Origin of the sequence: Nissabacter archeti (assembly GCF_018257325.1) — a bacterium.
In the GTDB taxonomy this organism is placed as follows: domain Bacteria; phylum Pseudomonadota; class Gammaproteobacteria; order Enterobacterales; family Enterobacteriaceae; genus Chimaeribacter; species Chimaeribacter arupi.
In genome coordinates this window covers 229,909-242,237 of record NZ_JAERKB010000008.1, presented here as the reverse complement: position 1 = coordinate 242,237, position 12,329 = coordinate 229,909, and the positions used below count along the sequence as shown (strand labels likewise).

General features: G+C 53.0%; 9 protein-coding genes. 4 read left to right on the top strand and 5 right to left on the bottom strand.

All coding sequences use genetic code 11. The features are described 5' to 3' along the window. Window positions 1-98: 98 nt before the first annotated feature. The 4 genes from cmk to JK232_RS12745 all read right to left on the bottom strand — a co-directional run bounded on the left by cmk (window position 99) and on the right by JK232_RS12745 (window position 4,393). The gene (gene cmk / locus JK232_RS12760) at window positions 99-788 is read right to left on the bottom strand and encodes a (d)CMP kinase (protein WP_072925803.1); all 690 of its coding nucleotides are present in this window, start codon (window positions 786-788) and stop codon (window positions 99-101) included. A 208-nt stretch (window positions 789-996) separates the two neighbouring features. Next, the gene (gene aroA / locus JK232_RS12755) at window positions 997-2,283 is read right to left on the bottom strand and encodes a 3-phosphoshikimate 1-carboxyvinyltransferase (RefSeq protein ID WP_212589288.1); all 1,287 of its coding nucleotides are present in this window, start codon (window positions 2,281-2,283) and stop codon (window positions 997-999) included. Between the two features lie 117 nt (window positions 2,284-2,400). Then, window positions 2,401-3,486 (bottom strand): 3-phosphoserine/phosphohydroxythreonine transaminase, encoded by a 1,086-nt coding sequence (serC, locus tag JK232_RS12750; RefSeq protein WP_212589287.1) that lies wholly within the window; start codon window positions 3,484-3,486, stop codon window positions 2,401-2,403. Window positions 3,487-3,700: 214 nt separating this feature from the next. Continuing rightward, window positions 3,701-4,393, bottom strand: a complete 693-nt coding sequence (locus JK232_RS12745) for a DUF421 domain-containing protein (RefSeq protein WP_072925809.1) — start codon at window positions 4,391-4,393, stop codon at window positions 3,701-3,703. Between the two features lie 237 nt (window positions 4,394-4,630). Between JK232_RS12745 and ycaO the strand changes: the two genes are divergently transcribed. From ycaO to pflA, 4 genes are all read left to right on the top strand, one after another. Then, window positions 4,631-6,388, top strand: a complete 1,758-nt coding sequence (gene ycaO / locus JK232_RS12740) for a 30S ribosomal protein S12 methylthiotransferase accessory factor YcaO (protein ID WP_212589286.1) — start codon at window positions 4,631-4,633, stop codon at window positions 6,386-6,388. 464 nt (window positions 6,389-6,852) lie between these two features. Beyond that, complete coding sequence (gene focA / locus JK232_RS12735; protein ID WP_072925814.1) at window positions 6,853-7,710, top strand: formate transporter FocA; 858 nt, start codon at window positions 6,853-6,855, stop codon at window positions 7,708-7,710. 59 nt (window positions 7,711-7,769) lie between these two features. Beyond that, on the top strand, window positions 7,770-10,052 hold the full coding sequence (pflB, locus tag JK232_RS12730) for a formate C-acetyltransferase (protein ID WP_072925817.1): 2,283 nt from the start codon (window positions 7,770-7,772) through the stop codon (window positions 10,050-10,052). Window positions 10,053-10,286: 234 nt separating this feature from the next. After that, entirely contained in the window at window positions 10,287-11,027 is a 741-nt protein-coding gene (gene pflA, locus JK232_RS12725) for a pyruvate formate lyase 1-activating protein (RefSeq protein ID WP_072925820.1), read from the top strand. A gap of 51 nt (window positions 11,028-11,078) precedes the next feature. On the opposite strand, the gene JK232_RS12720 is transcribed toward pflA, so the two are convergent. Next, entirely contained in the window at window positions 11,079-12,224 is a 1,146-nt protein-coding gene (locus JK232_RS12720) for an MFS transporter (protein WP_101827919.1), read from the bottom strand. Between the last annotated feature and the right edge of the window lie 105 nt (window positions 12,225-12,329).

Below are 12,329 nucleotides of genomic sequence, written 5' to 3'. Positions count from 1 at the left end.
ATTTAACGTCCATCTAGCATCCCGCCGGATGGGGTTGTTTCACATGCCCTGCCGCCGTACCTGGCAGCAAGGTAAAAAATTCGTCAGACCGGGGTCTGTTATTTTTGCGTCAGCGCCAGGATATCCCGTGCGTGTGACAGGGCCTTTTCAATCACTTCATTGATGGACATGCTTGTTGAATCAAGCAACAGGGCATCAGAAGCAGGCACCAGCGGCGCAATAGCCCGATTACGATCGCGATCATCGCGTTCTTTTATCTCGGCTAAAAGACGTTCAAAGTTAACACTAAAGCCCTTTTCCTGCAACTGTAGCATACGTCTGTGTGCACGTTCTTCTGCGCTGGCATCCAAAAATATTTTTACAGGCGCATCAGGGAAAACCACTGTGCCCATATCACGGCCGTCGGCAATCAGGCCCGGCAGGTCACGGAATGCACGCTGACGGCGCAACAACGCCTCGCGTACCCGCGGGAAAGCTGCAGCCTGTGACGCAGTATTCCCTACTGTTTCAGTGCGGATCTCGTGGCTGACATCTTCACCTTCCAGAATCACCTCGATCTGCCCGTTGCGCGAGATAAACCGGACATCAAGATGCGCCGCCAGAGGCACCAACGCCTCTTCAGACTGAATATCTACCTGATGGTGCAGCGCAGCCAGCGCCAGCACACGATAGATAGCGCCGGAATCCAGCAGGTGCCAACCGAGTGACTCTGCCAGCGCCTTACACAGTGTGCCCTTACCGGCACCACTCGGGCCGTCAACGGTAATAACCGGGGCTGTGACCGTCATATCTCACTCCTTTAGATTGGGGAAACCCGCTTTATTATCCAGTAGGCTATTTTCAGGTGCAGCATTATACGCTGCCTTGCGCAGAACTGTTACCTTTGCGCAACACCATGAGTAAAATTAACCCCACAAACATTCAGAGAGTCTAGAAGATAGTCAAAATATGGCCGGGATAAAAAAAACGGGCATTATTTGCCCGTTTTGGTCAGCGCTATGCCGGCTGGCTCAGCGAGGCCAGCCGGTCAAAATAGTCCGGGAAGGTTTTGGCTGTGCATTTCGGATCCAGAATGGTGACTGGCGTGTCCGACAACGCCACCAGGGAGAAACACATTGCCATGCGGTGATCGTCATAGGTGCCGATCTCTGCTTTCTGTAGTCTGGCAGGCGGGGTGACGCGGATATAATCGTGCCCCTCCTCCACTTCTGCGCCGACTTTGCGCAATTCTGTTGCCATCGCGGCCAGGCGGTCAGTCTCTTTTACGCGCCAGTTATAAATATTGCGGATTGTGGTTGTGCCCTGGGCAAACAGTGCCGTGGTTGCAATGGTCATTGCTGCGTCAGGGATGGCATTCATGTCCATGTCGATGCCCTGTAACGTTCCGCGGGTGCACTCAATATAAGCATCCCCCCAGGTGATCCGGGCGCCCATCTTTTCAAGCACATCAGCAAAGTGAATGTCACCCTGCATACTGTTGCGCCCGATGCCGGTCACCCGCACGGTGCCGCCTTTGATCGCCGCCGCCGCCAGGAAATAGGAGGCGGAAGACGCATCCCCTTCAACCAGATAGTCGCCCGGTGCCTGATACGTCTGGTTGCCGGTAATGTGGAAGACCTGATAATTGTCGTGATCGACTCGGATACCAAAGCTCGCCATCATATTCAGGGTAATATCAATATAGGGTTTGGACACCAGCTCCCCCTTGATATGGATGACGGTGTCCTGCGGGGCCAGCGGTGCTGTCATCAGCAGCGCCGTCAAAAACTGGCTGGAGACCGAGCCGTCCACCGACACCTCTCCCCCGGTAAACCCGCCATGCAAACGCAGCGGCGGATAGTTTTCCTGCTCAAGGTAGTCAACCTTTGCGCCGCCCTGCCGCAGGGCCTCGACCAGGTGCCCAATCGGGCGCTCTTTCATCCGCGGCTCCCCGGTCAGGGTAATGTCGCCTGACGAGAGGCAGAGCGCCGCTGCCAGCGGCCGCATGGCGGTGCCGGCATTGCCCAGAAACAGTTCCAGGCCATCCGCACGGTGTAACGGCCCGGCATTACCCTCTACTTCACAGCAGGTCCGATCATCGGACAGACGGAACGTCACACCCAGTTTCTCCAGGGCATTCAGCATATGCCGCACATCATCACTGTCGAGCAGGTTGGTGAGCTTTGTGGTGCCCTTTGCCAGCGCAGCCAGCAGCAACGCCCGGTTAGAAACGCTCTTTGAACCGGGAAGGTTAATGGTGCCACTGATTTTGGCGATAGGTTGTAGGGTTAACGAGTCCTGCATGTAAAACACACTCTCTAAAGTCAATCATAAAAGAACCCCGGTTTTAGGCCGGGGTTCCTGGAAAATCATCAGGTTAACAATCTTTTTCTCAGCCAGCGCTACCCCACCGGCGTGGGGTCAGCCGTGGCGGCGCTCAAATTCTGCCATAAAATCGGTCAGAGCCCTGACGCCCTCAATCGGCATGGCGTTATAGATAGACGCCCGCATTCCCCCCACCACCCGGTGGCCTTTCAAGGCATGTAACCCGGCTTTAACAGACTCATCAAGGAATACCTTGTCCAGCGCTGCATCAGCCAGTTGGAAGGGAATGTTCATCCAGGAGCGGTTGGCTTCAGCCACCTCATTACGATAAAAATCGCTCTGATCAATCACACCATACAGCAATTCCGCCTTGGCTTTATTGCGTTTTTCCATCTCAAGCAGCCCGCCCTGCTCTTTCAGCCATTTAAAGACCATGCCGGACAGATACCAGGCAAAAGTAGGCGGCGTGTTAAACATGGAGTCATTTTCAGACAGCACGGTGTAATCCAGAATCGACGGCAGGGCCTGTTTTGCCTTGCCCAGCAGATCGTCCCGTACAATCACCAGGGTCAGACCGGCAGGGCCGATATTTTTTTGCGCACCGGCATAGATAACGCCAAAACGGCTGACATCAATCGGGCGGGAAAGAATGGACGAGGAGTAGTCAGCCACCACCACTTTGTCACCGAAGTCCGGCATATCATGAATGGCGACGCCATCAATGGTTTCATTCGGGCAGTAATGCACATAGGCCGCATCATCATGCAGATCCCATTGGTTCATTGGCGTGACGGTGCGTCGGCCATCCTGCGTGGTCGCCGCATTAATCACATGCGGCGTACAATATTTTTGCACTTCCTGGATGGCGCTGTGGGCCCAGTAACCGCCATCGACATAATCAGCGGTGGTTTTCTCACCCAGCAGGTTCAGCGGTACGGCGGCAAATTGTGCCCGCGCCCCGCCGTGACAAAACAGCACTTTATAGTTGGCCGGGATCTTCAGCAGGTCGCGCAGGTCACGTTCCGATTCTTCTGCCACCTGGATAAATTCTTTGCTGCGATGGCTGATTTCCATGACAGACGTGCCTAACCCATGCCAGTTGCAGAGTTCTTGTTCGGCACGACGCAACACTTCTACCGGCAGCATGGCCGGACCCGCACTGAAATTGAAAACCTGAGTCATTTCCCTTCACCACTCGCTAAGATAACTGTTATGTATGACCAACCTGTTATCGGTTTTATCACTCGAACCCGTGCCCTGCAACGGTTATTCTGCAACGGGAAAGCGCCTTCGGGAAACAACAGCAAGATCCTGTGCTTATACTGTCCCACTCTTCCCCGGTTGTGCCTTTATCTTCTTCCTTATCAGGACGATAATTTGGCAGGATGTTCTGAGTTTACACAATGCGGCGGTGCGTCAGGGCCGTGACCCATTTATCGCTTCCGCATTGCGGGCAGCGGCAGGTTTCCCCCTTTTTCAGGGCGTGAATCAGGCTGCAATGGTGGCAGGCATACTCATCATCTTCCGGGACTTTCTGAAGGAACGTGACGTAATCTGCAGGCATTACCGGCAGGCCGGGCCTGACATGCTCAGGCTCGAAAAAGAAGACGCTGATCCCGCCGTTGACTTCCAGGATCGCCAGCCTGACCTGCCCCAGGTGCTCAACGCCGGCCAGCCGGAATTCCATAAAGAATTCATCGTGGGTGATATTGCGTTTCTTCATAGTGTGCCATTCAAACTGGCCATCCCGTACGATCACCACTGGCTTGCCTTCCAGCCAATTCTGGAACATCCGGTGACGGGACATCAGCCAGGTCGCCAGCCGGTAAAAAATCATGATGGAAATGAAAACGGCGAACACCGGCAATAAAGGCACATCATCATAGAAAGCCACGTCCCCGGCGGCCGACCCCAGCGTCAGAATGATCAACACTTCAAACAGCGACATTTGCCTGACGCCGCGCCGGCCACTGACCTTAAGAAAGATAAACACCAGTACAAAGGTAAATAAACTGCGGGCGGCCACTTCAGCCAAAAACTCCACCGGCGCGTCGTCCAGCAGCATCCGTTGAATATCAAATGCTTTCATGATGTCTTCCCTTTCAGAGCAATGGTAAGTGTGCAGGGCTGAGAGGCGTGCCGCACCGCTGCCGGGCAGGCAACAACAGGCACCGGGGTGCTCAGCCTGCGCTATGATAAAAAATCCCTATTATCAATCCATAAGAATAATCAGTTTCTCCCGGCGACGGCCGCCTCATCAACTCATGGAGCTTAGGAATAAAAGTCCGTATTATGGCGGTTTTCAGTACGATAAAAAGTGAACCCCATGACCCAAACCTTTATTCCCGGCAAAGATGCAGCGCTTGAAGACTCCATCGCCCGCTTCCAGCAAAAACTCACCGATCTGGGCTTCCATATTGAAGAAGCTTCCTGGCTTAACCCGGTTCCCCATGTCTGGTCAGTGCATATCCGCGACCGCGATTGTCCGCTGTGCTTTACCAACGGCAAAGGGGCCAGTAAGAAAGCTGCACTGGCGTCTGCATTGGGTGAATACTTTGAACGCCTGTCGACCAACTATTTCTTCGCCGATTTCTATCTGGGCAAAGAGATTGCCGAAGGCGATTTCGTGCATTATCCGAATGAAAAATGGTTCCCGCTGCCGGAAGACAACAGCCTGCCCCAGGGCATTCTGGATGAGCGCCTGCACGCGTTTTATGATCCGGATCAGGCACTGACCGCCGGTGATCTGATTGATCTCCAATCGGGTAATGCAGCGCGCGGCATCTGTGCCCTGCCGTTTACCCGCCAGTCCGATCTCAATACCGTGTATATTCCGATGAACATCATCGGCAACCTGTATGTCTCCAACGGCATGTCTGCAGGTAACACCGCCAATGAAGCACGCGTCCAGGGGCTGTCTGAAGTCTTTGAGCGTTATGTCAAAAACCGGATTATTGCGGAATCCATCAGCCTGCCGGAAATCCCGCAGGAAGTCCTGGCGCGCTATCCGGGCGTGGTGGAAGCCATTGCCAAGCTGGAAGAGGAAGGTTTCCCGATTCTCTCTTATGACGCCTCACTGGGCGGCCAGTACCCGGTCATTTGCGTGGTGCTGTTCAACCCGGCTAACGGCACCTGCTTTGCCTCCTTCGGCGCGCACCCGGACTTTGGTGTCGCCCTTGAGCGCACCGTCACCGAGTTGTTGCAGGGCCGTAGCCTGAAGGATCTCGATGTCTTTACCCCGCCGACGTTTGATGACGAAGAAGTAGCAGAACATGCCAACCTCGAAACCCACTTTATCGACTCCAGCGGTCTGATCTCCTGGGATATGTTTAAACAGGATGCCGATTACGCCTTCGCTGACTGGGATTTCAGCGGCACGACAGAAGAAGAATTCGCCACCCTGATGGCCATTTTCCAGCAGGAAGACGCAGAGGTGTATATCGCTGACTATGAGCATCTGGGGGTGTACGCCTGCCGTATTCTGGTGCCGGGCATGTCCGATATCTATCCGGCTGAAGACCTGCTGCTGGCAAACAACAGCATGGGCGCTCACCTGCGGGATAAATTGCTGGCGTTGCCGGCCAGTGACTGGTCTCAGGAAGAGTACCTGGCGCTGATCGAGGAGCTGGATGATGAAGGCCTGGATGATTTCACACGGGTACGTGAACTGCTGGGCCTGGCGACCGGTAAAGATAACGGCTGGTATACGTTGCGCGTTGGTGAACTGAAATCCATGCTGGCCCTGGCCGGCGGCGATCTGGATCAGGCACTGATTTGGGCGGAGTGGACGCAGGAGTTCAATGCTTCCGTCTTTACCCCTGAGCGCAGCAACTACTATCGCTGCCTGCAAACCCTGCTGCTGCTGGCGCAGGAACCGGAGCGTGAACCGGCGCAATATTATGCGGCATTTGTGAAGATGTACGGCCAGGACGCTGTGGATCAGGCCTCTGCGGCCTTGAGCGGCGAAAGCCGCTTCCACGGTTTGTTTGCCATTGATGACGAACTGAAAGCCCTGCCGGCCCACCAATCCTTGCTGGCTGCTTATGAAAAATTGCAGCAGGCTAAACGTCGTTATTGGGCGTAAGACTGAGGAGGCGATGGGCATATCCCATTAACCTGCTCTTCTGATCCCGGCTGATTCTTCAGCTCCGGTAATGAATATTTTTACCGGAGCTGTTTTTTCTGAATGTTTTCTTTTGAGGCTTACCGTTTTCTTCACGATTTATCGAGAAAAAAACCGTAGGAATGTTACTTAAGTTAAATCAAAGTAAATAAAATGATGAAAATATACTGCACATTATTTTATGAATTAAACAATAGCACATAAATATCAACTTTATTGGGCATCACCTCAAACCATCATCAAAAATTAATATAAATATTAAAATTTTTTTTCTTCTTATCTATCAAAAAGATAAATTAAAAATTGCTTGTATAATATACAACGCAGGTGCAATCTCCCCACGTATTATGATCTAAATCAACTTTTCTACTATACTGCTTTGTTAGTATCTCTTTGCACTGTCTTAACCATCAGAGAGAGTTAGTGTGAAAGCTGAGAATCCCTTCGATCTTCTTCTTCCGCCCGCCGCAGCAAAAGTGGCCGAAGATGCAGGCGTATATAAAGCAACAAAACACCCGCTGACAACGTTTTATTTAGCGATTACTGCCGGCGTGTTTATTTCTATTGCCTTCGTTTTTTATATTACCGCCACAACCGGCACTGCCGCCGTACCCTATGGGTTTGCCAAGCTGGTTGGCGGGCTCTGCTTCTCATTAGGGCTGATGCTGGTGGTGGTCGGTGGCGCTGACCTGTTCACCTCCACGGTGCTTATCGTGGTCGCGAAAGCCAGCAAACGGATTACCTGGGGTCAGTTAGCCCGTAACTGGATTAACGTTTACCTGGGTAACCTGGTGGGGGCGCTCTTCTTTGTGGCCCTTATCTGGTATGCGGGCGAACATAAAGTTGCAAATGGTCTGTGGGGGCTGAATGTGCTTCAGACTGCCGACCATAAAATGCACCACACGTTTATTGAAGCCGTCTGCCTCGGCACCCTGGCCAACCTGATGGTGTGTCTGGCGGTGTGGATGAGTTATTCCGGCCGCAGCCTGATGGACAAAATGTTCGCGATGTTATTACCGGTCGGCATGTTTGTCGCCAGCGGTTTTGAGCACAGCATTGCCAACATGTTTTTAATTCCCCTCGGCATTGTCATCAAAGAGTTTGCTACACCCGAGTTCTGGCAAGCGGTGGGGGCAACACCTGATCAATTCTCACATCTGACCGTCAGCCATTTTATTGTCGACAACCTGATCCCGGTGACCCTTGGCAATATCATCGGCGGCGGCATTCTGGTCGGGTTGACGTACTGGGCGATTTATTTGCGTGGTGATGCCCATCACTAGCTGTTCAGCATCACTACACCGGGTTTACAAAGAAATTCACATCTTAAGGTAGGTGCATAATGTCCGAGCTTAATCAAAAATTGGCAACCGCATGGGAAAGCTTCCGCAACGGTGACTGGCAACATGAGGTCAATGTCCGTGACTTCATCCAGAAAAACTACACCCCGTATGAAGGTGACGAGTCTTTCCTGGCGGGCGCAACGGATGCCACCACTGCCCTGTGGGCCGATGTCATGGAAGGGGTCAAAATTGAAAACCGCACCCATGCGCCGGTAGATTTTGATACCCATATTGCTTCGACCATTACGTCCCACGATGCCGGCTACATCAATAAAGACCTGGAGAAAATTGTTGGTCTGCAGACAGAAGCCCCGCTAAAACGTGCGCTGATTCCGTTTGGCGGCATCAAAATGGTGGAAGGTTCCTGCAAGGTTTACGGCCGTGAACTCGATCCGCAACTGAAAAAAGTGTTCACAGACTACCGTAAAACCCACAACCAGGGCGTGTTTGACGTCTATACCCCGGACATTCTGCGCTGCCGCAAATCCGGCGTGCTGACCGGCCTGCCGGATGCCTACGGCCGTGGCCGTATTATCGGTGACTATCGCCGCGTTGCGTTGTACGGCATCGATTTCCTGATGGCAGACAAATTTGCTCAGTTCAAATCCCTGCAGGAAAAACTGGAAAACGGTGAAGATCTGGAAATGACCATTCAGCTGCGCGAAGAGATTGCTGAACAGCACCGCGCACTGGGTCAGATCAAAGAGATGGCTGCCAAATATGGTTATGACATTTCCGGCCCGGCCAAAACCGCTCAGGAAGCCGTACAGTGGACTTACTTCGGTTATCTGGCAGCAGTAAAATCCCAGAATGGCGCGGCGATGTCCTTTGGCCGTGTCTCTACCTTCCTGGATATCTACATTGAGCGTGATATCAAAGCCGGCAAACTCACTGAGCAGCAGGCACAGGAACTGATCGACCATCTGGTTATGAAACTGCGTATGGTGCGCTTCCTGCGTACGCCGGAATATGATGAACTCTTCTCCGGCGACCCGATCTGGGCCACAGAGTCCCTGGCAGGGATGGGCGTGGATGGCCGTACGCTGGTCACCAAAAACAGCTTCCGCTTCCTGAACACCCTCTACACCATGGGGCCGTCCCCAGAGCCGAACATGACCATTCTGTGGTCTGAAAAACTGCCGCTGAACTTCAAGAAATTCGCCGCTAAAGTCTCTATCGACACCTCATCCGTTCAGTATGAGAACGATGACCTGATGCGTCCGGACTTCAATAATGATGACTATGCCATCGCCTGTTGCGTCAGCCCGATGATTGTCGGCAAACAGATGCAGTTCTTCGGTGCCCGCGCCAACCTGGCGAAAACCATGCTTTATGCCATCAATGGCGGCATGGATGAAAAAATGAAAATGCAGGTCGGCCCGAAAGAAGCGCCGATGATGGATGAAGTACTGGACTACGATAAAGTGATGGATCGGATGGATCACTTTATGGATTGGCTGGCAAAACAGTATGTGACTGCCCTGAACATCATCCATTACATGCACGATAAATACAGTTATGAAGCGGCCTTGATGGCCCTGCATGACCGTGACGTTTACCGTACCATGGCTTGCGGCATCGCTGGGTTGTCCGTTGCGGCTGACTCCCTGTCTGCCATTAAATATGCCAAAGTCTCTACTATTCGTGATGAAGATGGCCTGGCCGTGGACTTCAAAATCGAAGGTGAATACCCGCAATTTGGTAACAACGATGCCCGCGTGGATGACATCGCCTGTGACCTGGTTGAGCGCTTCATGAAGAAAATTCAGAAGCTGCGCACCTACCGTCACGCGGTACCGACGCAATCCGTGCTGACGATCACCTCCAACGTGGTGTACGGTAAGAAAACCGGTAACACCCCGGATGGCCGCCGCGCCGGTGCGCCGTTTGGCCCAGGTGCCAACCCGATGCATGGCCGCGATCAGAAAGGTGCCGTTGCCTCGCTGACATCTGTTGCCAAACTGCCGTTTGCCTACGCGAAAGATGGTATCTCTTATACCTTCTCTATCGTCCCGAATGCCTTGGGTAAAGATGATGATGTGCGTAAAGCTAACCTGGCCGGGTTGATGGACGGTTACTTCCACCATGAAGCGTCGATTGAGGGTGGCCAGCACCTGAACGTTAACGTCATGAACCGCGAAATGTTACTGGACGCCATGGAGCATCCGGAAAAATATCCGCAATTGACGATTCGTGTTTCAGGTTACGCGGTACGCTTTAACTCGCTGACCAAAGAACAGCAACAAGACGTGATTACCCGTACCTTTACTAAGTCGCTGTAATTGTCCCGGTGATATCAAGGCCCCTGCTCAGGGGCCTTTCACCCCTCACTCCTCTCTGCGCATTCACTTTCCACGCTGAGTGTCGGTTTTGCCGGGCATCTATACTGAAGGTGGCAGGCAAAACCGTTATTCAACGCCGGGCCGGCATTCATACCATGCCAGGTACATCGCTGTACTTCCCGCCGTTTATTTAAATAAGACTGCTGATGAACAGTCACTATTGGAGAGCCCGCAATGTCAGTAAAAGGTCGTATCCACTCTTTTGAATCCTGTGGCACTGTTGATGGCCCAGGCATCCGGTTTATCGTCTTTTTCCAGGGTTGTCTGATGCGTTGCCTCTATTGCCACAACCGCGACACCTGGGACACCCACGGCGGTAAAGAAGTCACGGTAGAGGAACTGGTCAACGAGGCAGTGACTTACCGGCACTTTATGAATGCCTCAGGGGGCGGCGTGACGGCCTCCGGCGGCGAAGCCATTTTGCAGGCGGAGTTCGTGCGTGACTGGTTCCGCGCCTGCCATAAAGAGGGCATCAATACCTGCCTTGATACCAATGGTTTTGTGCGCCGTTATGATCCGGTGATCGACGAACTGCTAGATGTAACGGATTTGGTCATGCTCGACCTCAAACAACTCAATGACAGTATCCACCAGAATCTGGTCGGGGTGTCTAACCACCGCACGCTGGATTTTGCCCGTTATCTGGCTAAACGCAATCAGCGTACCTGGATCCGCTATGTTGTGGTGCCAGGATGGTCAGATGATGATAACTCAGCGCATATGCTGGGTGAATTTACCAAAGACATGACTAACATTGAGAAAATTGAATTGCTGCCCTATCACGAACTGGGCAAGCACAAATGGGTGGCCATGGGTGAAGAGTACAAGCTTGATGGCGTGAAACCACCCAGCAAAGAAATCATGGATCGGGTTAAACATATCCTTGAAGGCTATGGCCACAAGGTAATGTATTAAAAAGGTCTGTCTTAAAAATAAGGCGCGGAGATAATTCTCCGCGCCGCTCTGTCAGGCCGTTGCAATTGGCGTTGAGGAAGCGCCGGCTTTCTTGAAAAGCATCACCATATAAACCAATGCCACCGCCGCAATCATGACAAACAGCAATTGATCCGAATAATGCTGCATTAATATCGCGGTCATGGTGGGGCCGGTCAGGCTGCCAATGGTATAACTCATTAACAACGCCTGATTCATTGCCACCAGCTCATGCGCCGGGACACGTTCACATGCCCAGGCCATCGCAACCGGGTATAAAGTGAAACCTGCACAGCCAAGAATGAACAGCGTAGGTGCCATCGCATAGCCGCTTAACATCGCCACACTGCCCAGCACGATCACAAACACCTGAATGCGCAGCACCAGCAAACGTCCGTAACGATCGGCCAGCCGCCCTACCGGCCACTGCCCGATAATCCCGGCACTGACCAGTAACGCCATCCAGTAGCCGACATTGCCGTCGCTCATTCCCTGATGGGACAGGTACAGCGGCATCAGCCCATACAGGGAGCCCAACACAATCCCGGAAATAATGCAGCCGTTAATGCCTAACCGGGCATCACGGCGTTTCAGCATCGGCCATACCGACGTATGGGGCTGGGTAACATCCTGATAGCCGAAAGCGGCAAAGAACAGCGGCAGCATGGCGAAAAGCACCAGCGCCGTCACCCAGGGCAGCACATTCAGCAGCCCGGTAGGCATCACACCTAACAGGAGTTGCCCGCTTACGGTCGCCAGGTAATAGGTCATCATATACGCCGCCAGTAATTGGCCGCGGTTCTGCACCGTGCCGCTGCGCAGCAATGCACTCTCCACCACCACCCAAATCAGCGCACACCCTATCCCAGCAATGTAGCGGCAGCCCAGCCAGGCCCAGAAGTTGATGGAATAGGCCATTCCGGCCGTCGCCAGGGCGAACACCAGGCAGGAAAAATAGTAGCTGCGATTAAAGCCATAGCGTTTAATCACCGCGCCGGCAATCAATGTCCCGACAAGGTTACCGCAAAAATAAGCAGAGCTGACAAGCCCGATTTGCCAGGTCGGCAATGCTTCGTGGGTCAGCCATAACGGCACCAATGTGTTCAAAACCGCAACAGAAACGGTCAGCAATAAAAGCCCACAGAGCAATAACAGCACCGGGCGAGAGTAGGCAGACATAGTGTGGATGATAATCAGGAGGCGAAGAGTGCGCGCATCATGCCACCCGCCGTTAAAAAGTCAATGCGGTAAAAAACCCCGGCAGCACAAAGTGTTACTCGTTGA

Excerpts from the sequence above, each read along its gene's own strand:
- cmk (WP_072925803.1), bottom strand. The coding sequence starts at position 788 with ATGACGGTCACAGCCCCGGTTATTACCGTTGACGGCCCGAGTGGTGCC.
- aroA (WP_212589288.1), bottom strand. The coding sequence starts at position 2,283 with ATGCAGGACTCGTTAACCCTACAACCTATCGCCAAAATCAGTGGCACC.
- serC (WP_212589287.1), bottom strand. The coding sequence starts at position 3,486 with ATGACTCAGGTTTTCAATTTCAGTGCGGGTCCGGCCATGCTGCCGGTA.
- JK232_RS12745 (WP_072925809.1), bottom strand. The coding sequence starts at position 4,393 with ATGAAAGCATTTGATATTCAACGGATGCTGCTGGACGACGCGCCGGTG.
- ycaO (WP_212589286.1), top strand. The coding sequence starts at position 4,631 with ATGACCCAAACCTTTATTCCCGGCAAAGATGCAGCGCTTGAAGACTCC.
- pflB (WP_072925817.1), top strand. The coding sequence starts at position 7,770 with ATGTCCGAGCTTAATCAAAAATTGGCAACCGCATGGGAAAGCTTCCGC.
- pflA (WP_072925820.1), top strand. The coding sequence starts at position 10,287 with ATGTCAGTAAAAGGTCGTATCCACTCTTTTGAATCCTGTGGCACTGTT.
- JK232_RS12720 (WP_101827919.1), bottom strand. The coding sequence starts at position 12,224 with ATGTCTGCCTACTCTCGCCCGGTGCTGTTATTGCTCTGTGGGCTTTTA.